The sequence below is a fragment of the Xanthomonas sp. NCPPB 3582 genome (genome assembly GCF_041475735.2).
Lineage (GTDB): Bacteria > Pseudomonadota > Gammaproteobacteria > Xanthomonadales > Xanthomonadaceae > Xanthomonas > Xanthomonas codiaei.
The window spans coordinates 4,624,424-4,647,264 of sequence record NZ_CM192968.1 but is presented as its reverse complement, the minus strand read 5'-3'; the positions used below and the strand labels follow the sequence as shown (position 1 = coordinate 4,647,264).

Sequence of the window (22,841 nt, the reverse complement as noted above, 5' to 3'; positions counted from 1 at the left end):
TGGAGCCGCCATGTCCTTCGATCCAGATGTCGTTCGCCTGTTCGCACAATTGCAGCAGAGCGGCGCGCCGCCGATGGAAGCGCTGCCCTTGGTGGAGGCGCGCGCCATAATGCGCGGCATGAGCGCGCAGCTCGGCTTTCCGGTGCTGCAGATGCAGGTGCGCGATCTGCACGCCAGCACCGCCAGCGGCAACGTACCGCTGCGGCTGTATCGCCCGCCCGGCCTGGCCGACGATCCCGCGCCGACCTGCCTGTTCGTGCATGGAGGCGGCGGCGTCGTGGGCGATCTGGACTCGCATGACGACGTCTGCCGACAGTTGGCCGCGCGTGCCGGTTGCCAGGTGCTGGCGGTGGATTACCGCCTCGCCCCGGAACATCCGGCGCCAGCGGGCGTAGAGGACGTCATCGCCACCTTGCACTGGCTGGCCGCGCATCCGCAGCAGGTCGGCGCGGACGTGCGGCGTCTGGCGGTGGCTGGCGACAGCATCGGCGGAGCAATGGCTGCCGTCGTTGCACTGGTCGCACGCGATGCCGGCATTGCGCTGCGTTGCCAGTTATTGCTCTACCCGCTGACCGATGCGCGCGAAGACATCGCAGAACATGCTTCGCGCACGACCAATGCCGACGTTCCGCCATTGACCCGCGAGGCAGTGCGGTTCTTCAATCGGCATGTCTTCCAGGATCCTGCCGTCGTGCACGACTGGCGCATCTCGCCGCTACTGGCCCCTGATCTGGCCGGCGTGGCGCCGGCGCTGATCGTACTGGCCGAACTGGACATCCTGCATGACGAAGGGGCGCGCTATGCCGAACGCCTGCGTGCGGCTGGCGTGGAGGTCACCCTGCACACCCTGCCTGGCATGATCCACGGCTTCATCACCATGGGGGGAGTCATCCAGGCGGCCGACACGACGATGGAACTGTTTGCCCAGATGCTGCGCAAACAGCTTCTGCCGGTGTAGGTCGGTGCGCCTGCCTCACCCATGTGACGCCTGGGTGGACCAATCGCGCAGGCGGTCGATCCACGCCTGGCCGTGGCACCGCATCAAGGCAGCGTCACGGCGGCTGCCGGCGGCACACGCGCCGCAGCGCGCTGCCGAATCCGCCGACGCGCGTCAGAAATTGAACCGGAAGGTCGTCATCAACACGTGGTTCTCGCGATCCACCGCAGGCGTGTTGACGAACTGATTCAGGTATCCGACGTCCATATTGGCGATGGCATTGAACTTCCAGTTGATGCCGACAAACACGCGATTCTGGTCGATGCCGCGCCGCGCGCCCCACTGCGTCTGATCCAGATTGACGAACAGCTCGTTGAATAGCACCCAGGACAGCTGCGGGCTGAATCCGCTCGGGCGCGTGGCCCGGAGCATCTGCCGCACCCGATACCCCTCATCGCTGAAGTCTTCGCGGTGGCGCTGCTCCAGGCGGGTGCGGCTGGTGATGGTGATGTCGGCGATGGGATCGAACTGGTACTGGAACTGTCCCCACCAACGATTTTCGCGGTTGGAGGGCTGGCCGGCCGGATGGCTGATGATGGTGTCATAGCCCATCCAGACGCTGGCCTTGGGGTTGAGGCGGTAGAACACCGCCGGGCGCAGGATCAGTTGATCGAACTGCTCGCCTTCCTCGCGCCAACGCGGATGCACATCCATGCTCCAATACAGGTTTTCGACCGGCAACTTGCCCTGCGCGTAGACGCTCAACCAATAGCGGCCGTCTTCTTCGGTCGCGGCGCGCGCGGTGGACAGGGCTCCCAGGGTCAACAACAGAACAGGGCAGGCGATGCGAAACGTTTTGCCCAAGAACAAGCTCAGTGCGTTCATTTATTTTTTTGTGGTGTCGTTGGCAAATCATAGCAACAGGATTTGTGCTTCCTTCGACCGTTTGGTCGACGCATCACGCCGGTCGGTGCCGATTTCTTCGTTAATCGCGACATGCCATCGTTTCAGTGCAGTCGGTGGCACCGTGCGCAGCACCCGGTCCGACAGGCGTGGGGTTGCGTGTACCTTCTGGCCAGGCGCAAGGCGATGGCGATCTGCATCCGCCAGTCCTCTGCCACAGGGCGGGCAGCCCGGCACGCTGCGTCAGATCGATGCGGCGTCGGCTGCAAGCATCTGCCGAAACAGCGTATCCAGGGCGTCCGCGCGTCCGCTGCCGGCCGACAGGCGCGGTTGCGTCGCTCCCATGCGGTCCAGTTCTGCTTCGAGAAAATCGCTGATCGCGGCAATCCGCGGGCCGTCTTCCACCTCCGTGGAGACACGCTTGAGCGCCAGCAAACGATCCACCTCCTGGCGCAGCTCGCCGTTCGGCAACAGCGCGTCCAGCAAGACTTCGAACGCCATCGGCGGCATGTCCTGCCTGCGCTCGATCCATTGGCAGGCCAGGATCGGGCGCAGCACGTAGAGATATTTCTTGGTACGAATGCGCTCGCCGCGCAGGTAGCCGCGATAGTTGCTCTTGGCCATGTTGAAGTAATGCCACCACATGCCGAGCGGCGAATAGAACTGCGCGGAGATGGCGCGCAACTGCGCAACGGCCACCGCATCCTGCCGATAGACCACCGGCGAATGCAGCGACTCCAGCAGGGTCGGATTGGACTTGGACACCAGCCGCAAGGCCTTGCGCAGATCCCAGCCGCTGACATCCAGATCGTCGGAGATCGGCAGTTCGATCACGTCGCGCTGCGGCTCGCCGGGGCCGGTGCTCTCGTTGACCGTCAGATACCAATCGCGACGATGGACGTAGACGAACCGTGCGTCGTAGTCGCTGTCCGGCGAGGAAAATCCTCAGCCGCGGCTTCCCGATTCGCAGGCCAGCAGGATGCGCACGTCATGCTGCTGCTCGATGTCGCGCAGCGCCGACAGCACGGCTTCGCGCTTGTCCGCTGCGATGGGATGGATGTCCATGCGTGGCTGTCCTTGCGTACGACGTGCCCCATGATAACCAGCGCGCGCAAAGGCGTCCGTGCGCAGGGCGGCCGGCTACGCCACCTGGCTGCGGCGTGCGCGCTCCAGATGCACCAGCAGCAGCGAGATCGCAGCCGGCGTCATGCCGGGAATGCGCTGGGCCTGGCCGATGTGTTGCGGGCGCACGCGTTCGAGCTTTTGCTGCACTTCGATCGACAGCCCACGCACGCCGGCATAGTCGAAGCCGTCCGGAATCGGTGTCGTTTCCTGGCGCTGCTGGCGGGCGATATCGTCGCGCTGGCGATCCAGATAACCGGCGTACTTGACGCTGATTTCCACCTGTTCGGCCACCTGCGTATCGTCCACGCCCGGGCCCAGGGTCGGCACGCGCATCAAGGTGGCGTAGCTGAGTTCGGGGCGCTTGATCAGGTCCAGCACATTGGTTTCGCGGCTGAGCGACACGCCCAGGGTCTGGGTCACCTCGCGTCCCAGCGCATTGCCCGGCGTCGCCCATAGCGCGGACAGCCGCGCGCTTTCGCGCTGCACGGCCTCCTGCTTGGCGCAAAAGCGTGCCCAGCGCGCGTCATCGACCAGCCCCATGCTGCGGCCAACGCCGGTCAGGCGCGCATCGGCATTGTCTTCGCGCAGCTGCAGCCGGTACTCGGCGCGACTGGTGAACATGCGATACGGCTCGGTGGTGCCGTGGGTGATCAGATCGTCGACCAGCACGCCCAGGTAGGCCTCGTCGCGGCGCGGCGACCACGCCGGCAGCCCCTGCACATGGCGTGCGGCATTGAGGCCGGCCAGCAGGCCTTGTGCGGCCGCCTCTTCGTAACCGGTGGTGCCGTTGATCTGGCCGGCGAAGAACAGCCCGCCCACTGCCTTGGTCTCCAGCGAGGCCTTGAGCCCGCGCGGGTCGAAGAAGTCGTATTCGATGGCATAGCCGGGGCGGGTGATGTGCGCGTTCGCAAAGCCGTGGATCGAGCGCACCAGCGCCAGCTGCACATCGAATGGCAGCGAGGTGGAAATGCCGTTGGGATAGATCTCGGTCACCTCCAGGCCTTCGGGCTCGACGAAGATCTGGTGGCTGGTCTTCTCGGCGAAGCGCACCACCTTGTCTTCGATCGACGGGCAGTAGCGCGGGCCGATGCCTTCGATCTGCCCGGAATACAGCGGCGAGCGATGCAGCGCACTGCGGATGATGTCGTGGGTCTGCTCGGTGGTCTGGGTGATCCAGCAGCTGACCTGGCGCGGGTGGCCGCCGACCTGGCCCATGAACGACATCACCGGCAGCGGGTCGTCGCCCGGCTGCTCGACCATCACCCCATAGTCCAGTGAGCGCCCATCGATGCGCGGCGGGGTACCGGTCTTGAGCCGGTCGATCGCGAACGGGCGCTCGCGCAGCCGTGCGGCCAGGGCGGTGGCCGGCGGGTCGCCCATGCGCCCGGCCGCGTACTGGGTTTGGCCGACATGGATCTTGCCGGCCAGGAAGGTGCCGGCGGTCAGCACCACCGCTGGCGCCTCGAAGCGCAGCCCTGTCTGGGTGATCACCCCGCGCACGCTGTCGGTCTGGCTTGCGCCGTTGTGGATGACCAGATCGTCCACCGCCGCCTGGAACACGGTGAGGTTGGGCTGTGCCTCGACGATGCGGCGGATGGCGTTGCGATAGAGGTTGCGGTCGGCCTGGCAGCGGGTGGCGCGCACTGCCGGCCCCTTGGAGGCGTTGAGGGTGCGCCACTGGATCCCGGCCAGATCTGCCGCGTGCGCCATCGCGCCGCCCAGCGCATCGATCTCCTTGACCAGGTGGCCCTTGCCGATCCCACCGATGGCCGGGTTGCAGCTCATCGCGCCCACGGTCTCGATGTTGTGGGTCAGCAGCAGGGTGCGGGCACCGGCGCGCGCGGACGCCAGCGCCGCCTCGGTGCCGGCGTGGCCGCCACCGATCACGATGACATCGAAGCGATAGAAGGAGTCGGACATGGGCGTGAACTGGAAGCGGAAAGAAGGAAACGGCCGGGCAAGTATCGGCTGAAGGGCCGATGCGGTCACTAAATCACTAAAAATGTGATGCAAATCACATTAAGGAATATTGGTACTCAAGTTGGCATGTTTCGTGCGGATATCCCTACTGCACCCGTCGTGGCATTGCGACATGGGCGCAAAGGCTGGAATTGGAACAGGGGCCAGCCGCGCGTGCGTCGGGGTAGCGTAAGGGTCGGTAGTCGGGGGACTGCCGACCCTTATTTTTTTGGTTTTTTTTTGGCCGCCAACGCCCGCGTCGCAAGCCCTTCACCGTTTGCCGGCGCTGCATCGTCCGGGCGGCCATCCCGGAAAACATAAAGCCCCGGCATGCCGGGGCTTTATGCATTGGAGGCGCCGATATCCGACAGGGCCGGAACAGGGGGGATCCAGATTTCCCTGTCGGACATCGACATAAGTCGGTCAGTGGGGCGGGCCGTGTCAGTAGATGACGCAGCGGGTCACACAGAGCACCTAGCTTGCGACCAAGTGCCGGCTGAACGCAAGCCCCCAATCTTGCCAATTGTGGGGTGCGTCGCAGTCAGCATGTCATGGAATTTGCTGGCGCGGGTTGCGCGGCGCGGTCTGGCGCTGGATTTCGCGGATCACCCGCGGCGGGGCACCGATCCTGGCGGGCGGCCTGGCCGGTGCCGGGGCACTCGCCGGGGGGCGGTTGGGCGGCTGCGGACGCGGTCCACCTGGTCGCGGCCCGTTATTGAACGACCCGTTGTGACGGGGCGGCCGGTACTGCGGACGGCGATCGTACTGCCGGTAGTAATAGCCGCCGCCGCGGTAGATCGGATAGACCGGATAATCGTATAGCCCGATCGCGCCAGCGCCATACGGCGCGCCGTAATAGAACGGCGAGTAGCCGGGCGGATAGCGATACTGCACGGCGGGGGCGCCCCGGTAATAGCCGCCCGACCCGGCGCCGGTGTAGTCGTACGTTGCGCAGCCACCCAGGGCGAGCAGCCCGGCGGCAAGGATCAGACGGAATTTCATGGATGGTGCCCTCCTGCAACCATGCTCTCACTTTCGAACCGCTGCATTGAATCGGTCCTTAACTGCGCGGCAATTGGGTGCTTCTTCATCGATCCAGCATGCGCAGGCAGACTGCCTGCTGGCCGTGAAGAGCGGGACGATACGTTAATCTTGGGGCATGACCGAAACGGCCCCTCTTGCCCATTCCGATGTCCTGCAAGCGGCCGCGCGCATCGCGCCGCATTGCGCGCCGACACCGTTGCTGACCTCGCATAACCTGGATGCGCTCTGCGGTGCGCAGCTGTTGTTCAAGGCCGAACACCTGCAGCGCAGTGGCGCCTTCAAGTTTCGTGGTGCCTGCAATGCCGTGTGGTCGCTGCCGGAGCACCTGGCTGCGCGTGGCGTGGTCACCCATTCCTCCGGTAACCATGGCGCCGCGCTGGCGCTGGCGGCGCGCACCCGGGGCATCGGCTGCCACGTGGTGGTGCCCGAGGGCGCGGTGGCCGCCAAGCTGGCCAATATCTCCCGTCACGGCGCCACCTTGTGGCGGTGTGCGCCGACCATTGCCGCGCGTGAGCAGATGTGTGCCGAGGTACAGCAGACCAGCGGCGCCACCCTGGTCCATCCCTATACCGATCCGGCAGTCATCGCCGGCCAGGGCACCGCCACGCTGGAGCTGCTGCATCAAAGCGGCGGGCTGGATGTCCTGGTGGCGCCGGTCGGTGGCGGGGGGCTTGCCGCCGGCGCGGCGCTGGCGCTGCACTCGGCGCCAGACTGTGCGCTGGTGCTGGCCGAGCCGCGGGGGGCGGCCGATACCGCGCGGTCGCTGGCGGCCGGGCAGCGCCTGGTCGACTTCGTGCCCGACACCCTTTGCGATGGCCTGCGCGGCACGCTGGGCGCGCCGAATTTCTCGCTGCTGCAGGCTGCCGGCGCACAGGTGATCACGGTGGACGATGCAGCCGTGCTGCAGGCGATGCGGCTGCTCTGGCAGGTGCTCAAGCAGGTGGTGGAGCCGTCGTCGGCGATCACGCTGGCGGCGGTGCTGGCCGACCCGGCGCGGTTTGCCGGACGCCGGGTCGGGCTGATCCTGTCCGGCGGCAATGTCGATCTGGATGCCTTGCCGTGGGTTGTCGCGTGAGCAGGCGTTCGCGTGGGCTCGGCCTGTGGGGCTGGGGCTGGCGACTGTGCATGCTGGCCCTGATCTGGCTGGTGGCGGTGGCCGGCTGGATCGTCTGGGTCGGCGACCGCGACCAGGCCGCGCCGGCCGACGTGATCATCGTGCTGGGAGCGGCCGCCTACGATGCACGCCCTTCGCCAGTGTTCGAAGAACGCATCCGGCACGCGCTGGATCTGTACGCGCAAGGCTACGCGCCGCACCTGTTGTTCACCGGCGGCTTCGGCAATGGCGCGCGCTTTTCCGAATCGCAGGTGGCGCGGCGCTATGCACTGCGTCATGGCGTGCCGCCGGAGGCGATCATGATCGAGACCCGGTCGCGGACGACCCGCCAGAATCTGGAACAGGCGCGCGCGCTGATGGAGCGCCACGGCCTGCACCGGGCCATCATCGTCAGCGACCCGCTGCACATGGCGCGCGCACTGCGGCTGAGCCAGGAGCTGGGTGTGGATGCGCTGGCCTCGTCCACGCCCAGTACGCGCTTTCGCAGCTTCCACACCAGCTGGCGCTTTCTGCTGCAGGAGGTCTATTACTTCCACCGCGATCTGGTGGTGCAAGGCCCCTGAGCCGGGCGGCGCGCTGCGCGCACGGTAGTCCATCGGCGATGGCGTTTGGACGCGGTACCAGCGTTGTTTTCGATGATGGGTCTTGCATCGCAGCAGATCACGATGCAAGACGCTGCTGGCGGTGATCGTTCTCGGTTCGGTGCCTCCGACCGCGTACAGAACTGCGATGCAGCCACTGGCGGCGTCTTCGCACGCATGCAAAAGCCGCTCTATGATGCGGCTTTCCCAGCGGCAGGTTCGAGCATGAGCGAGAGCAACCGGCAACGCGCCACCGGCCTGGTCCAGGCCTATTACGAGGCCTTCAATCGCGGCGATTGGGACGGCATGCTGGCGTTCCTGGCCGACGATGTGGCCCACGACCTCAATCAGGGGCCGCGCGAGATCGGCCGTGCGGAGTTCGCGGCCTTCCTGCAACGCATGAACGACAGCTACCGCGAGCAGTTGCACGACATCGTGGTGACCGCCAACGAAGACGGTACGCGTGTCGGTGCCGAATACGTGGTGCACGGGGTCTACCACACCACCGACGAAGGTCTGCCGGAAGCGAACGGTCAGACCTACGTGTTGCCCGGTGGCGCGTTCTTCGACATACACGACGGCAAGATCACCCGCGTCACCAACTACTACAACCTGCAGGAATGGATCGCGCAGGTCTCGCGCTGATCGCATCGATGGACACGGACTGCCGCTGCGCAGGAGCACAGCTGGGCGCGACCAGGCATTGCCGGTGACGCCTCATCGCGCCCGGGGGCGCTCCTACGCGGGTGGTCCGGTGTTACAGCAATACGGTGCCTATGGCCTGCTTGGGCCAATCGGCATGCACGTTCAGACGCGCTCTTACGTGGTGGTCGGGCGTTACAGCCGCACGATGCCGATCACCACCAGCACGAAGATGCTCCACTTGAGCACCTGATACAGCGGGTTGTTGCGCTCCTTCAGCGCCTTGGCCTTCAGGCGTGCGGCATAGAAGTAGCGGAACACGCGGTTGATGCCGCCGGTCTTGTCGCCTTCCTGGTTGGGCGAGGCGCCGGCCGACAGCAGGCTGCGGCCGACGAAGCGGTTCACCGCCCCGGCCCAGCGCCAGCGCATCGGGCGTTCGATATCGCAGAACAGGATGATGCGGTCCTGATCGGTATCGTTGCGCGCGTAGTGGATATAGGTTTCGTCGAACATGGTCCATTCGCCGTCGCGCCAGCTATGCCGCTGGCCGTCCACGTCGATGAAGCAGCGGTCGTCGTTGGGCGTCGCCAGGCCCAGGTGCAGGCGCATGGAGCCGGCGAACGGGTCGCGATGGGGGCGCAGCTCGCTGCCCGGCGGCAGCTCGGCGAACATCGCCGCCTTCACCGTGGGGATGGATTTCAGCAGTGCGGTGGTCTGCGGGCACAGCTCGGCCGCAGACGGGTGCGCGGTGCCGTACCACTTCAGGTAGAAGCGCTTCCAGCCGCGACGGAAGAACGAATTGAAGCCGATGTCGGTATAGCCGTCGGCGGCACGGATCTTCTGCATCTGCTGCAGCGCCACCGCCTCGTCGCGGATCACCGGCCAGTTCGCGCGCAGCGGCGCCAGTTCCGGAAACTCCCGGCCCGGGTCGATGAACGGCGTGGTCGGCACCCGCGAACACAGGTACATCAGCGTGTTGATCGGCGCCATGAAGGTGGAATGGTCCAGCAGCTGCCGGCTGAGCCGGTGCCGCACGCGACCGCGGTAATGGATGTACAGCGCCGATGCGATGAACAGCGCAATGAGAAGCCACTTCAACATGGGAAACGCCAATTGGGGCGGGGGCCGCAACGAAAGGGGAGGCCAGCGCGGGGGCGCTGTCATCAACTAGTGAATTCTACCGGCTCCGGCGGCCGCACCTGCCTGCTGCACAACAGCGCCGGCGCAATAGTGTGTGTCACCGGGTACCGGCGCACGCTGACGGCCGCTGTGCACCGCCGCTCAGGGCAGCTGGCAAGAGGGCCGCGCTCACCGCCAGGCGGGCGCGGCCGGTGCTGGGTGCGGCATGTACCGCTCGTACTCCGGTTCCTCCGCGCCGTCCGCACCTACCTGACGACCGCTCGCGAGGTGTTGGTAGCCGCGGTTAGTCGTTGCGGCGGCGGATCGGGATGGAGGCCACCGGGACGCTGGCGATGTCCTGGCCGCGTTCGCGGATGGGCGCGCCCGCGGCCGGGGCCCAGGCCTGCGCGTAGATCACTTCCCAGGAGCTGGGCAGGGTGCCGTCCGGGCGGCGCAGCGGCTCGTAGGCGGCACTGGCGGCAGCGAAGCGGCCGCGTCCGGTGAGGGTGGCGCGGCGGTTGCTGAGCGCGTTGGTCGCGCCCATCGCCCGCAACTCGCGCATCAGCGCGGGCAGGTCGTTGTAGGTGAGGGTGAACAGGTCGCGGTCCAGCACCGGGTCGCGGAAGCCGGACATCATCAAGGCGTCGCCGAACTGGGCGATCGGCGGGAACCGGCTGACGTGCGGGGCGGTATCGGCCTGGGCGAAGGCCTCGCGCAACTCGATCAGGGTCTCCGGGCCGAAGGTGGAGCACAGCAGCAGCCCGCCCGGACGCAGCGCACGGCGAAACCCGGCGAACACGGCCGGCAGGTCTTCCACCCACTGCAGGCACAGATTGCTGAAGATCACATCCACGCTGCCATCGGCCACCGGCAGCGCGCGGGCATCGGCGCAGACCTGCGCGAACGGCTTCCACCAACCGGCCGCCTTGCGCGCCTGACGCAGCATCGGCATGGCCTGGTCGAGCGCGATCACCTGGGCCTTGGGCCAGCGCTTCTTGATGCTGCTGCTGGCATTGCCCGGGCCGGCACCGACATCCAGCACCACCTTGGGCACCTGGTCGCCCAGGTAATCCAGCGATTCGAGCAGACGTGTTTCCACTTCGCGCTGCAGCGCGGCGGCGGCGGCATAACTGCTGGCGGCGCGCGCGAAGGCGCGGCGGACGTGGCGGGGGTCGAAAGTGCTGTTCATTGCGGCGCTATTGTCGCCTGTGGCCGGTGTGGAGGGAATCGATGCGGGTTTTTGGTGTCGCGTTTGCCTGGAGATCTGACTGTGGCCAGGGGCCAGTCGAGCAAGGTTTGGATGGAGACTGGCCAGGTGCTGCGACGCGCCGGGTTGCGTGCAGCGCGTTCGACCGATCACTGCGTCGTGCTCGCTATGGCATGCCGCGTGCCGATACGCTGGTTGCATCGATGCAACTGCGCGTCTGCGCCGCGCTCGGGCCTGCCAAGGCGGTCCTGTGACGACTCTCGTGCCCGGCTGATCGGGTGAGGGGCTGCGGTTGCAGTGCGCACGCTGGCACGGTTCGCAGTGCATGTCGGTCCTCGCCACATCGTCCTGCCAGGCATGGTCCACAGCCAGCAGTCCGCCATCTCATGCAGCGCTGACATGTGCGCGAAGGTGGGCGCGCGGCCTCAGCTGACCGCCCCACTTTGCGCCGGCCACTGGCAAGGCGCACGCGCGCTAGAACGTGCCCGGATAATTGCCGCCATCGATCAGCAGGTTTTGCCCGGTGATGTAGCCGGCCTGTGCGCCGCACAGGAACGCGCAGGCGGCGCCGAATTCATCCGGCTCGCCGAAGCGCCGGGCCGGAATGCCGGCGCGCTTGCGTTCGGCGACGTCCTCGGGCGCAACGCCCTGTTGCTTGGCGATGGCAGCGAAATTGCCGTGCAGCCGGTCGGTGAGGAACTGGCCGGGCAGCAGGTTGTTGATCGTGACGTTGTCGGCCACCACGCTGCGCGCCACGCCCGCCACGAAACCGGTGAGGCCGGCGCGCGCGCCATTGGACAGGCCAAGGATGTCGATCGGCGCCTTCACCGCACTGGAGGTGATGTTGACGATGCGACCGAAGCGGCGCGCGCGCATCGCGTCGACAGTGGCGCGAATCAGCTCGATCGGCGCCAGCATGTTGGCGTCCAGCGCGCGCAGCCAGTCCTCGCGTTCCCACTGGCGGAAATCCCCCGGCGGCGGGCCACCGGCGTTGTTGATCAATATGTCGACCTGCGGGCAGGCGGCGAGCGCGGCGCTGCGGCCTTGTGCGGTGGCGATGTCGGCCGCCACGCTGCGCACGTCCCCCGCGCCGGGGAGCGCAAGCAATGCCGCGGCGGCCTGTTCCAGCGCAGCGTGGCCACGCGCCACGATCACCACGTTGACGCCTTCACCGGCCAGCGCGCGTGCGCAGCCCAGTCCCAGGCCCTTGCTGGCGGCGCACACCAGTGCCCAGCGCCCGGCGATTCCCAAATCCATGCAGTGCGTCCTCGATCAGCGAAGCCGCATGATCGACGATCTGCTCAGGGCACGGACGCAACGAAGCGTTGCAGCGCCTCGGCGACCTGGTCGGCGTGGCCCAGGAACGGTGCATGACCGCCACCGGCGATGGTCAGCGTCTGTGCCTGCGGCGTGCGTGCGGCAGCGGCCTGCATGCCGGCCGCCGGCACCAGCCGGTCGCGCTGGCCGCCGATCCACAGGCTGGGCCGGGTCAGCTGCGGCAGCGTACGGCGCAGGTCGGTGCGCTCCAGCAGCTGCAGACCTTGCTGCAAGGCCTCGGTAGCCGGCTCGCCGCGCGCGGTGAGCGTCTGGCGCAGGCTGCGCAACTCGGTGCGCGCATGCGCCGAGCCCAGCGTATCCAGTGCCAGGAACCGTTCCAGCGTGCCGCGATAATCGCGCGCCAGGTCGTGGCTGAACTGCACGAATACTTCGCGTTCGACCGCCTCCGGCCAGTCGCTGCCGCGCACGAAGCGGGGCGTGGCGGCGATCATCGCCAGCGCACGCACCTGCGGCAGCGTGGCAGCCGCATGCAGCGCGAACAGGCCACCCAGCGACCAGCCCAGCCATACCGCCGGCGGCGTGGCGGCGGCTACGCCGGCCACCACATCGGGCAGCGCCAGCGGCGTGGGCTCCTGCCGGCTGAAACCGTGCCCGGGCAGATCCACCAGATGCAATTGAAAGTGCGGCGACAGCCGTTCCACCAGCGGTGCGAACACCCCGCCGTGCAGCGCCCAACCGTGCAGAAGAACCAGCGCAGGCCCGTGGCCGACAACATCGATATGCATGCGCGCATTGTCGCCGATCGGTGGACGCCGCAGGGTGCCCGGTGTGGTGTGCTCGGGTCAGTGCCTGTCGATGGCGCGTAGCGCCTCGATCCTGGGTGCGAGCACTGCCCACTGCGCGCGTGCGTAGCCACGCCGGCACCAGCGGTCGGGCCATCGCCAGCGGCGCGCGCGACGCGCGGCGATCGTCGCCGCCAGCCAGTCGGCATCGAACGCATCCCACACGCCCGCCACGCTGCGCAGATTGCCGATCAACGCCGGATGCACCTCATGCAGCAGCATCGTGCGCAACTGCGGTAGCGTGAATGGCGAAGCGGCCAGTGCCTGCGCGATACCGGTATGTTCGTCCTCGCCGGCGCTGTCCAGGTACAGCAAGGACAGCGCTTCCCAGACACGGCGTTGTGCCGGTGTGGCGGCGGTTGGATCGGGCGCGCCGGAGGTCACAGTGGCAACCACGTCGCCGCGGGATGTGGTGACGCGTGGTGCCTGTAGCTTGCGCGGACAGCGTGCAAACAGCGAAACGGTTCGCCCATCCGCCTGGCACAGACGCAACGGTTTCCAACATGCCGGCTGGAAGGGCCAGGCGAACTGGCGCGCGCGCGGCTCATGCGGGTGTCAGCAACGTGCCGGAGCCAGCACGCAGGTGGACCGCCCGTGGCCGTGTTCGTCCATCCATAGGCATGTTCCAACCTCCGTTCGGGCAGCGTCTCCCGCATGCCGGGGCGATGGATCGATGTGTCGGCGAGGCGCTCGACAGTCCGGCACCGGCCAGCCCCCCGGCGCGCTGTCGCCCACCGTCAGGCCGACGCGCGCAGCGGTTGCCGGCTGACCACATCGCGCGCCTGCACGATGGCCTCGACCAGCGCCTGCACCTGCTGCGGGGTATGCAACGCCGACAAGGTCACGCGCAGGCGCGCCTTGCCCTCAGGCACCGTGGGCGGGCGGATCGCACCGACCATGAAGCCGGCCTGCTCGAGCGCGGCCGACATCGCCATCACCGTGGCCTCTTCGCCGCACAGCAAGGGCTGGATCGGCGTATCGGAGGCCATCAGTTCGAAGCCGTGCCGGCGTGCACCGTCGCGGAAGGTGCCGATCAGTTCGACCAGGCGCGCACGGCGCCACTCGTCGCGGCGTGCCAGGCGCACCGCGGCCAGGGTGGCGGCCACCTGTGCCGGTGGCAGGGCGGTGGTGTAGATGTAGGGGCGCGCGGTTTCGGCCAGGTGGCGCACCAGCGCTTGCTCGCCGACCACCACGGCGCCATAGCCGCCCAGCGCCTTGCCCAGGGTCACCAGTTGCAGCGGCACTTCGGCCACGCCCAGCCCGGCATCGGCGACGCAGCCACGCCCTTGCGGACCCAGCACGCCCACGCCATGCGCATCGTCGACATAGAACAGCGCCTGCTGCATGCGCGCCACCAGGCTCAACGCGCGCAGCGGCGCCACGTCGCCGTCCATGCTGAAGACACCATCGCTGGCGAGCATCGCCGCGCCCTCGGGCGCAGCCTTGAGCTGGCGCATCGCGCCTTCCACGTCCAGATGCGGATAGCGCCGCAGCCGGCAGCCGGCCAAGCGCGTGGCATCGAGCAGGCTGGCGTGATTGAGCCGGTCCTGCACGCACACATCGTCTTCTTCGCTGAGCAGGGCCTGCTGCACGGCCAGGTTGGCGATGAAGCCGCTGCCGAACAGCAGGGCCGACGGGTAGCCCAACCAGTCGGCGATTTCGCGCTCCAGCATTTCGTGCGCGGTGTGATGGCCGCAGATCAGGTGCGAGGCGGTGGCGCCGGCACCATCGCGCGCAGCGGCATCCTGCAACGCGGCGACCACTTCGAATTGCTGGGACAGGCCCAGATAGTCGTTGGAGCAGAATCCGGTCAGCCAGCGGCCGTCGATCTCCAGCCGCACTCCGTCGCGGCGGCCGACCTGCCGCCGCACCCGCACCCGTTCCTGGGCCACGCGCAATTTGCGCAGCGACGAAATCCGTTCGTGCAGATCGGGGCGAGTCATGGGGAATTCGGTCACGGAAAGGGCCGCTAGCGTAGCGTGCCGCGCCTGCGCCGCCCAGCTGGTACCGACGGCCGGTGCCGGCGATGCCGGGTTCGCCCGCGTGCCAGCTGCTGGATGCCGACGGAATGCTGTGCCGCCTGATGCCGGCGATGTCCACCAATCGGATGGTTCAACAGCCCGACCGACCCCAGGGGGCTTCGCGCATCGGCGGCGTGCATGCGTGGCGGGGATGGCCTTCAACGCCAGTGGATCAGACCTGCGGCTGTGATTCGGCATCGACGAATCATGGCCGTCCTGCAACGACAGGCGCCAGCGGACTTGCGTGACGGGGCTGCAGCGAGACCGGTCACAGATCTACCGGCACGATCGGGTCATCGCACCGTGCCGATCATCGCCGACTGGCAGCAGCATCTCCGGCGGGTGGTCAGGGAGTTGCTCCGCAGCGGTGGAACTCCGTCCGGCCACCGCAACGACGTCGCTGCATCACGATCCCATGCTGCGCGGAAAATCCGTCGTCATGCCGCGTGCTCGCACGCCGTACCGCAGGTGATGTCCGCATGCACGGTGCCCGGGTGGTCGTGCCCGGCGGCGTCGACAGTGATCTGCATCGGGCGCAGACCCAGGCGCTGGAACAGGGCCTGGTCGCGTTCGGTGTCCGGGTTGCCGGTGGTGAGCAGTTTTTCGCCGTAGAAGATCGAGTTGGCACCGGCCAGGAAGCACAGCGCCTGCAACTCGTCGCTCATCGCCTCGCGGCCGGCGGACAGGCGCACCATCGATTTGGGCATGGTGATACGGGCCACGGCGATCATGCGCACGAACTCGAACGGATCCAACTGCTGGGTACCGTGCAGCGGAGTACCCGGCACCTGCACCAGCTGGTTGATCGGCACCGAGTCCGGGTGCGCGGGCAGGGTGGCCAGGGCCAGCAACAGGCCGATGCGGTGCTCGCGGGTCTCGCCCATGCCGACGATGCCGCCGCAGCAGGTCTTCAGCCCGGCGTCGCGCACATGTTCCAGCGTGTTCAACCGATCCTGGTACTGGCGGGTGTGGATGATCGAGTCGTAGTAATCCGGCGCGGTGTCCAGATTGTGGTTGTAGTAGTCCAGCCCGGCGTCCTTGAGTGCGCGTGCCTGGCCGGCGTCGAGCATGCCCAGCGTGGCGCAGGTTTCCAGTCCCAGCGCCTTGACCTCGCGGATCATCGCGGCCACCTTGGGGATGTCGCGCTCCTTGGGCGAGCGCCAGGCCGCGCCCATGCAGAAGCGCGAGGCGCCGGCATCCCTGGCCTGGCGTGCCTTGGCGACCACCGCATCGGTGTCCATCAGCTTTTGCGCGTTCACGCCGGTGTCGTAGCGCTGTGCCTGCGGGCAGTACGCGCAATCCTCCGGGCAGCCGCCGGTCTTGACCGACAGCAACGTGGAGACCTGGACCTGCGCCGGATCGAAATGTGCGCGGTGCACGCTGGCCGCGTGATGCAGCAACTCGGGGAAAGGCAAGTCGAACAGCGCCTGCACGTCTTTGCGATCCCAGTCATGGCGGACGACAACGGACATCGGAGTTTCCTGACAGTCAGCGGCTTGGAAGCCAGGCAGTCTGGTGAGCATGGACGAGGCTGTCAACTTCAATGCGGTAGGTTCGGTTTACAGGTGGCCGCAGCGGGTGCTGCGGCTGCTGCTGCCGAGCCTGTGCCTGGTGTGCGCGGAAGCGGGCATGGCCGACTGCGACCTGTGCCCGTCCTGCCGCGCCGCCCTGCCGGAGCACGGCCATGCCTGCCTGTGCTGTGCCACCCCGTTGTTCGCCTCCGATGGCGTGGCGCTCTGCGGGCAATGCCTGCAGCGGCTGCCGCCATTGCAGCGGGTCCATGCCTGCTTCACCTATCGCTGGCCGGTGGATGGCCTGCTGCGACGCTTCAAGTTCCATCAGGACCTGGCGGCCGGTCGCCTGCTGAGCGAGTTGATGGCCCGGCGCTGTGCCCAGTTGCCACGGCCGCAGGCACTGGTGCCGGTGAGCCTGCATCGGCAGCGGCTGCGTCAGCGTGGCTACGACCAGGCGCTGGAGCTGGCCAGGCCACTGGGCCGCGCGCTGCAGCTGCCGTGCCTGCCATTGCTGCGCCGGGTGCGCGCCACCGCGCCGCAATCGGAGCTGGATGCCGCCGAGCGCCAGCGCAACCTGCGCGATGCCTTCATCGCCCGCGGCGCCTTGCCTGCCCACGTGGCGCTGGTGGACGACGTGATGACCACCGGCGCGACCCTGCACGCCGCCGCCCAGGCCCTGCGCCGGGCCGGCGTGCAGCGGGTGGATGCCTGGGTCTGCGCGCGGGTGCCATGAGGGCAGGCTTCGGCAGGGGCTTTGTACGTCACCGGTGCCGATCGCGTTGATACGACAGGGCCGGCGCGCAATGCGGGCGTGGTTTGGCGCTCCGCGTCAGGGCTGCGGATCTGGCTATATGGCTGATTGGATCGATCGGCGGTTGTCTCGACGGAAGTGCGGAAGTGACGCGCGGTTCCTCTTCTCCCGCAGGAGAAGGTGTCTCGTAGGACGGTAGAGCGGATCGGTAGAGCCCCCTGCAGCGTTGAAGGCACCGGTGCGTCGGTGCCTGGGGACGGCTAGTTGCCTGGGCCCGGTTCCTCTTTCACTCAGGCGAGGGGCTTGTCGCCGGAAGGCGCAGCCGGGCAAGGCGCGACGTTTTCCCTGTCGAGGAATAGGTCGACGTGGGAGCCTTGCAACGCTATCGCAGCGAGTTCGACTGCGCAGTCCGCAGTCCGCAGTTCCGAATCCCCAATCCCGAATCCCGAATCCCGAATCCCCGCCCCTCAGCGCCCGCCCACCGCTACCGCAATGCCAACGAAGATCGCCAGGCCGACCCAGTTGTTGTGCAGGAAGGCGCGAAAGCAGGGGCCGCGTTCGCGGTGGCGGGCGATGCGGAATTCGTAGGCCACCAGCAGCGCCGCCACGCACAGGCCGGCCCAATAGGCTGGGCCGAGAGCGGCACGCAGGCCGACCGCGGCCAGGATGGCAAACATCGATGCATACAACGCGCCCTGGGCGAGCAAGTCGTAGCTGCCGAACAGGATGGCGGTGGACTTGCTGCCCATGCGAAGGTCGTCGTCGCGGTCGACCATGGCGTACCAGGTGTCGTAGGCGGTGGCCCACAGGATGTTGGCCGCGTACAGCAGCCAGCCCAACAGCGGCACGCTGCCTTGCACGGCGGCAAAGCCCATCGGGATGCCCCAGCCGAAGGCCATGCCCAGGTAGACCTGCGGCAGGTGGGTATGGCGCTTGAGATACGGGTAGCTGGCGGCCAGGAACACCCCGGGCACGCTCAGCGCCACGGTCAGCCAGTTGAGGCTGAGCACCAGTGCGAATGCAATCAGCATCAGCGCCACGAAGACCCACAGCGCCTCGCGTCCGGACACCGCGCCGGTGGCCAGTGGACGCGATTTGGTGCGCTCCACATGCGGGTCCAGCCAGCGGTCGGCGTAGTCGTTGATCACGCAGCCGGCCGAGCGGGTCAGCCACACCCCGGCAGTGAACACGCACAGCGTCCACAACGGCGGCAGGCCGTCGGCGGCCAGCCACAGCGCCCACCACGTGGGCCACAGCAGCAACAGGCTGCCGATCGGGCGGTCGCCGCGCACCAGCTTCCAGTACTGCCCCAGCCGCTCGGACCAGCTCAGCGCGGGCGCCGCAGGGGCCTGTTCGAAACCATGCTTGCTCATGCTGCAAAGGGTAGCAGCGCGCTCTGGATGCGGCCATGCGCAGGCCGGCGCAGCGGTGGGGTGCGAACCGAACCTTGCATGGTCAGCAGGGGCGATGCCTCAAGTCACCGCGTGCCACTTGGGTGCCGAGGGAGCCTGGCAGTCTTGTCGGGCGGCGCACATGGAACAACGCGCCGGCTTGCGGTGCGTCAGTGGCGCTGCCAGCGATCGGCCCCTTCGCTACCGGCCACGCTGCCGAGGCAGGCATCACGCGGCGGCGTGGGTTCTGGCATACTGTGCGGCCAGGCGCTCGTAGCTCAGCCGGATAGAGTAGTGGCTTCCGAAGCCATTGGTCGGGGGTTCGAATCCCTCCGGGCGCACCAGATACATCTTCCGGGACCATCCGGGAAGATCCAGAAAACCCCCGGGACACCGGGGGTTTTTTTGTTGTCAGCAGATTCCCTGGTTTATCCCCTGATCGATTGAAATCCAGCCGCGTCGCGGAAGCGTGGATCGCGGTATCAGCGCTCCCTGCACGGATACGGAGACCTCCCTGCCCCGACGTGACTCTGCGGTGCGCAGCGCGACGCCCGCAACGCTCACCCAGCGTGGAAAGATGACGCAGGCATGGGCCGGTGATCCTGAAGGCTGTCGTGCGATGTCCTGTCGCCTTGAGTCGCCGTCGGCTCCAAAACTCGGGGGGATTCGATCCATTTCCGACCTAGGGTCACGCGGCGGATGTCTGGGACCTTGGGCCGCGTGGTCCTGAGATCGCGCATGCCTGGGGCAGGGGCCGACGTCGGTGGGTTGAAGCGAGCGCGCGAGACTTCCGTAAAGCGTCTCGCAACCGTAAAGCGCCTCGCAACGCACGCATTCCTGCGGCGGTGCTCACGGCAGCGCATCGAAGGTGCGTCTTGGGCTGGGTGGGTGCAGCAGCATGGAGCAGCCGGCTCCGGACCCCGTGCTGTGTCTCTCGGTCCGGCGGCATCGCGCTTGCGCCCGGTGTCGGCTGTGCTAGCGCTGCACTGCACTGCACGGCAAGCATGCAGATGCAAGGCGTGCCCAACGTCGACTGCGGTGCTAGATGTAGCGCCCCAGGTCGGCTATTGTTATTAAATAACACATGACGGACTCGTGGCATGCACGACCGCAGGCGCTTCCTGATGCGTTTCACTTCGGCGGCCGCGATGGCGATGGTCGAGGCTGTTCCGGCACTCGCGACGCCGGTCGCGAGCGTCGTGCCGGTCAGCCGCCAGGCACCGGAGGCGTTGGCGCGCGAGGAGGCGCACTGGCAGGCAGTCCGGCGCCTGTATCCGGTGCAGGACGACATCATCAATCTGGAACACGGCTACTGGGGCAAAATGTCCACTGCCGTGGAAGAGGCGCTGGCGCGCAACACGCACCGCGTCAATCGTGAGCTGTCCTGGTACGCCAGGCGTGAGTACGAGGCGGATTTCCTGCACACGCGGACGGTCGTGGCCGATGCGCTTGGAGCGCGCGTTGAAGAGGTGATGTTGACCCGCAACGCCACCGAATCGTTCGTCAACGTGATCACGCAGTACGACGGATTGTCGCCGGGCGATGCAATCGCATGGGCCGATGCGGATTATCCGGAGTTCAAACGCATGATGTCGTGGCTGGCCCGCGCGCGGCAGGTGGACGGCCACATGCTGGCACTGCCGAGTAGCGGCACCGACGACGATTATGTGCGCGCTTACGCACAGGCCTTTGATGCGCACCCCCGCCTGAAGCTGCTACTGCTGACCCATGTCAGCAACCAGCACGGGCTGGTGCTGCCGGTGCGCCGGATCGCAGCGCTTGCCAGACAGCGCGGCATCCAGGTCATCTGCGACTGCGCGCAGTCATGGGGCCTGCTCGATTTCACCATCGAGACGTTGGGCGTTGACTGGGCGGTGTTCAACCTGCACAAATGGATCGGTTCGCCGGTAGGCGTTGGTGCCATGTATATGCGGCGCGGCACGCTCAGTCCGGTCAGGCCGTTCCCCGGTGAGCCGGACTCCGATGCCGACATCACCACCCGGGTTCACCTGGCTACCAGCGACTTTGCCGCATTCATGACGGTCCCGGCCGCTGTGCAGTTCCACCAGGCAATTGGTGGCGCCAACAAGCAGGCACGCTTGCGCTACCTGCGCCAGGTCTGGGCCAGCGCGCTGGGGGCGATGGAGGCGGTGGAGGTCTTGGGAGCGGCGAGCGAGCACAATGCCTCGGGCATGGGTGCGTTCCGCTTGCGCGGCCGATCGTCCAAGGCAGAGGTCGATGCGCTGCAACAGCGCCTGCAGCACGCGTTCGACATTTTCACCGTGGTTCGCAGCGACTTGCACAGCGGCTCCTGTCTGCGGGTGACACCGCAGATCTTCACCCCGGTGGCCGACATACATCGACTGGTCGATGCAGTCGCCCAGCTCGCTCGACATGCATGAGGCGCCTGCGGTCGCCAACTTGCGCCCGTCCCAAGCTGCAGTGGATGTCATCGTTAGTGGCAAAAGTCGGCCGGTCATCGAGGACGGCCGGCCAGACGTCCATTCACCACGCGGCCGGTCTGCATGATCTCTCCTGCATCTGAAGTCCTGGCTGCGTACTGGCGCTCGGATCGCTGGGCGGTGCTACGCGTGGTTGGAGTCGTCGTCGTGGCCAGCCTCGCGACCGTGGCGGCGCCCTTGCTGTTTTCGCGTCTGATCGACCGCCTGCCGCTGGATGGCGCCCCTGCGCTGGCCTGGGCATTCGCCGGATATGGAGCGCTGCTGGGCGCGAGCGCGGCCCTGCAGCAGATGGTGCAATACCTCTCCTTCCTGAGCTCGGAGAACCTTGGCTTCATCGCCAGCACCCGCTACTTCGCCACGATCCTCAAGAAGACCGCGGCGTTCTTCGTCGAACACAATCCGGCGGAGATCCAGGCTGCCGGCGAGCGTGGGCGTAGCGGGCTGAAGATCCTGGTGCAGCTGGCGCTGGTGGCCTTCATTCCCGGGGTGTTGCAGATCCTGCTGAGTCTCCTGACGCTGGGTGCGTTGATCGATCTGCAGCTGGTGGTGGTCGTGGTGGTCTACGGGGCGGTGGCCATCGGCCTGTCGTCCTTCGCCACGCGGCGTGCGCGCGTGTATCTTGAGGCGGCGACCAACGCCGGGCAGGAGAATGCCCGCTTTATCGGCAATGCGATGAATGCGATGGAGACGCTGCGCCAGTTCGGCAGCCATGCGTGGATGACCCGGCGCTTCGAGCAACGGGCGCGCCAGGTGCGCGATAACTGGCGCGCCTATGTGCTGCAGCGTCTGGGCTATATCGCGCTGCTGGGGCTCGGCCTGGCGCTGCAGTTCGGCGTGACGTTCCATCTGTTGCTGCCGCGCTATCAGCTTGGTACGGTCAGTATCGGCGACCTGGTCTTGTTCAACCTATTGCTGTTGCAGCTCAACACGCCGTTCGAAGCGATTGCCCGCGCCATCGACGACGTTGCGCGCGCTAAGGCAATGTTGGTCCCGCTCGTGGCGCTCTGGACAGCGCCTGAGGAGCCGCGCCTGCATGGAGCACGGCGCTTTGTTCCCGGTCATGGGCGTATTGAGTTCGATGCGGTTGGATATCGTTATGACAATGGGCGAGGCGTCGCTGGAGTGAGCTTCCAGGTCGAGCGTGGCGGCATCACTTTCCTGATGGGCGACACCGGCGCAGGAAAGTCGACGATCTTCCGGCTTGCGTTGAAGAGCATCGAACCGGATGCCGGGCGGATCCTGGTGGACGGAGTGGACCTTGCCTACGTCGACCGCGCCGACTGGCATGCCTGCGTGGCGGTGGTGCCACAGGAAGTGATGCTGCTCAACGAAACCCTGGCCGACAATATCCTGCTTGGCCGCCCGCGCGAGGACACGCGCCTGCGCGAGGCGGCGGCCAATGCAGCGATCCTGCCGCTCATCGATGCGCTGCCGGACGGGCTGGACACCGTCGTCGGCGAGCGCGGCCTCAAGCTCTCCGGTGGCGAGCGCCAGCGCATTGCGATCGCCCGTGCGCTGTATGGCCGTCCCGCCGTGCTGCTGCTGGACGAGGCCAGTTCCGCGCTGGACGATGACACCCAACATGCGGTGATGATGCACCTGCGTGCCGTTGCCGCCGACGTCACCATTCTTGCCATCACTCATCGCCGGAGCGGCGTTGCGCCCACCGATCGGGTGATCTGGCTGGACGGCGACAGCCAGCATGCGCGGTCATCGCCCGGCGCGGTCCCAAACAGTCATGCGCGGCCGGTTCGCGATACATCTGCGTAAGCCGCGTGCGCCCGCGTCGACGGCAGATCGATTGCTTGCGCACCTGTGCCTTGGCATGCACATGCATGGCATCTCCTGCCGGTGGCGTCGGGGCCGATGCGCGATGCAGTCGTCATGGCGCCTGGTTGCGCGGCCAGCAGCGATACGACAGCGACCGCCACCCCGGTACCAGGCCCAGGCC

18 protein-coding genes, 1 tRNA gene, 1 other RNA gene and 1 pseudogene are annotated in these 22,841 nt (G+C 67.2%); 9 read left to right on the top strand and 12 right to left on the bottom strand.

What is annotated here, in order from left to right; all coding sequences use genetic code 11:
* The first annotated feature begins 10 nt into the window (after positions 1–10).
* Positions 11–958 carry an alpha/beta hydrolase gene (locus ACCQ05_RS19705; RefSeq protein WP_372392190.1) on the top strand — a complete coding sequence of 316 codons (948 nt, stop codon included), beginning with the start codon at positions 11–13 and terminating at the stop codon, positions 956–958.
* A 153-nt stretch (positions 959–1,111) separates the two neighbouring features.
* Here ACCQ05_RS19705 and ACCQ05_RS19700 read toward each other — a convergent pair whose 3' ends face one another.
* The 4 genes and pseudogenes from ACCQ05_RS19700 to ACCQ05_RS19685 all read right to left on the bottom strand — a co-directional run bounded on the left by ACCQ05_RS19700 (position 1,112) and on the right by ACCQ05_RS19685 (position 5,926).
* Positions 1,112–1,822 carry a DUF2490 domain-containing protein gene (locus tag ACCQ05_RS19700; protein WP_372360485.1) on the bottom strand — a complete coding sequence of 237 codons (711 nt, stop codon included), beginning with the start codon at positions 1,820–1,822 and terminating at the stop codon, positions 1,112–1,114.
* 261 nt (positions 1,823–2,083) lie between these two features.
* A pseudogene (locus tag ACCQ05_RS19695) lies at positions 2,084–2,905 on the bottom strand (nucleotidyltransferase domain-containing protein).
* Between the two features lie 75 nt (positions 2,906–2,980).
* The gene (gene mnmG, locus ACCQ05_RS19690; RefSeq protein WP_372392189.1) at positions 2,981–4,885 is read right to left on the bottom strand and encodes a tRNA uridine-5-carboxymethylaminomethyl(34) synthesis enzyme MnmG; all 1,905 of its coding nucleotides are present in this window, start codon (positions 4,883–4,885) and stop codon (positions 2,981–2,983) included.
* Positions 4,886–5,473: 588 nt separating this feature from the next.
* Positions 5,474–5,926 carry a hypothetical protein gene (locus tag ACCQ05_RS19685; RefSeq protein WP_372392188.1) on the bottom strand — a complete coding sequence of 151 codons (453 nt, stop codon included), beginning with the start codon at positions 5,924–5,926 and terminating at the stop codon, positions 5,474–5,476.
* Between the two features lie 157 nt (positions 5,927–6,083).
* Here ACCQ05_RS19685 and ACCQ05_RS19680 point away from each other — a divergent pair, with 157 nt between their 5' ends.
* From ACCQ05_RS19680 to ACCQ05_RS19670, 3 genes are all read left to right on the top strand, one after another.
* Positions 6,084–7,043: a pyridoxal-phosphate dependent enzyme gene (locus tag ACCQ05_RS19680; RefSeq protein WP_372392187.1), complete on the top strand. Its 960-nt coding sequence runs from the start codon at positions 6,084–6,086 to the stop codon at positions 7,041–7,043.
* On the top strand, positions 7,028–7,645 hold the full coding sequence (locus ACCQ05_RS19675) for a YdcF family protein (RefSeq protein ID WP_104543153.1): 618 nt from the start codon (positions 7,028–7,030) through the stop codon (positions 7,643–7,645). Before ACCQ05_RS19680 ends, ACCQ05_RS19675 begins: the two co-directional genes overlap by 16 nt.
* 243 nt (positions 7,646–7,888) lie before the next feature.
* Positions 7,889–8,308 carry a nuclear transport factor 2 family protein gene (locus ACCQ05_RS19670; RefSeq protein WP_228961849.1) on the top strand — a complete coding sequence of 140 codons (420 nt, stop codon included), beginning with the start codon at positions 7,889–7,891 and terminating at the stop codon, positions 8,306–8,308.
* 192 nt (positions 8,309–8,500) lie between these two features.
* Here the strand turns inward: ACCQ05_RS19670 and lpxO are convergent, their stop codons facing one another.
* Entirely contained in the window at positions 8,501–9,406 is a 906-nt protein-coding gene (gene lpxO, locus ACCQ05_RS19665; protein ID WP_064507780.1) for a lipid A hydroxylase LpxO, read from the bottom strand.
* Between the two features lie 244 nt (positions 9,407–9,650).
* Here lpxO and ACCQ05_RS19660 point away from each other — a divergent pair.
* Positions 9,651–9,724, top strand: a non-coding RNA gene (locus tag ACCQ05_RS19660) — sX9 sRNA.
* Positions 9,725–9,728: 4 nt separating this feature from the next.
* Here the strand turns inward: ACCQ05_RS19660 and bioC are convergent.
* The 6 genes from bioC to bioB all read right to left on the bottom strand — a co-directional run bounded on the left by bioC (position 9,729) and on the right by bioB (position 16,244).
* A complete protein-coding gene (bioC, locus tag ACCQ05_RS19655) occupies positions 9,729–10,613 on the bottom strand; it encodes a malonyl-ACP O-methyltransferase BioC (RefSeq protein WP_372392185.1) in 885 nt (294 codons plus the stop codon).
* 492 nt (positions 10,614–11,105) lie between these two features.
* Positions 11,106–11,888 (bottom strand): SDR family oxidoreductase, encoded by a 783-nt coding sequence (locus ACCQ05_RS19650; RefSeq protein ID WP_372392184.1) that lies wholly within the window; start codon positions 11,886–11,888, stop codon positions 11,106–11,108.
* Positions 11,889–11,932: 44 nt separating this feature from the next.
* Complete coding sequence (gene bioH, locus ACCQ05_RS19645) at positions 11,933–12,694, bottom strand: pimeloyl-ACP methyl ester esterase BioH (RefSeq protein ID WP_372392183.1); 762 nt, start codon at positions 12,692–12,694, stop codon at positions 11,933–11,935.
* A gap of 57 nt (positions 12,695–12,751) precedes the next feature.
* The gene (locus ACCQ05_RS19640) at positions 12,752–13,147 is read right to left on the bottom strand and encodes a DUF7079 family protein (protein WP_372392182.1); all 396 of its coding nucleotides are present in this window, start codon (positions 13,145–13,147) and stop codon (positions 12,752–12,754) included.
* 341 nt (positions 13,148–13,488) lie between these two features.
* Positions 13,489–14,694: an 8-amino-7-oxononanoate synthase gene (bioF, locus tag ACCQ05_RS19635; RefSeq protein ID WP_372392181.1), complete on the bottom strand. Its 1,206-nt coding sequence runs from the start codon at positions 14,692–14,694 to the stop codon at positions 13,489–13,491.
* A 515-nt stretch (positions 14,695–15,209) separates the two neighbouring features.
* Complete coding sequence (gene bioB, locus ACCQ05_RS19630; RefSeq protein ID WP_372392180.1) at positions 15,210–16,244, bottom strand: biotin synthase BioB; 1,035 nt, start codon at positions 16,242–16,244, stop codon at positions 15,210–15,212.
* A gap of 49 nt (positions 16,245–16,293) precedes the next feature.
* Here bioB and ACCQ05_RS19625 point away from each other — a divergent pair, with 49 nt between their 5' ends.
* Positions 16,294–17,019 (top strand): ComF family protein, encoded by a 726-nt coding sequence (locus ACCQ05_RS19625; protein WP_228961842.1) that lies wholly within the window; start codon positions 16,294–16,296, stop codon positions 17,017–17,019.
* 485 nt (positions 17,020–17,504) lie between these two features.
* Here the strand turns inward: ACCQ05_RS19625 and ubiA are convergent, their stop codons facing one another.
* Positions 17,505–18,410 (bottom strand): 4-hydroxybenzoate octaprenyltransferase, encoded by a 906-nt coding sequence (gene ubiA, locus ACCQ05_RS19620; RefSeq protein ID WP_104543137.1) that lies wholly within the window; start codon positions 18,408–18,410, stop codon positions 17,505–17,507.
* A gap of 285 nt (positions 18,411–18,695) precedes the next feature.
* On the opposite strand from ubiA, the gene ACCQ05_RS19615 reads away from it, so the two are divergent.
* From ACCQ05_RS19615 to ACCQ05_RS19605, 3 genes are all read left to right on the top strand, one after another.
* Positions 18,696–18,772 (top strand) — tRNA-Arg (locus tag ACCQ05_RS19615).
* 756 nt (positions 18,773–19,528) lie between these two features.
* Positions 19,529–20,830, top strand: a complete 1,302-nt coding sequence (locus ACCQ05_RS19610; protein WP_228961841.1) for an aminotransferase class V-fold PLP-dependent enzyme — start codon at positions 19,529–19,531, stop codon at positions 20,828–20,830.
* Positions 20,831–21,037: 207 nt separating this feature from the next.
* The gene (locus ACCQ05_RS19605; RefSeq protein ID WP_372392179.1) at positions 21,038–22,660 is read left to right on the top strand and encodes an ABC transporter ATP-binding protein; all 1,623 of its coding nucleotides are present in this window, start codon (positions 21,038–21,040) and stop codon (positions 22,658–22,660) included.
* Positions 22,661–22,841 lie beyond the last annotated feature (181 nt).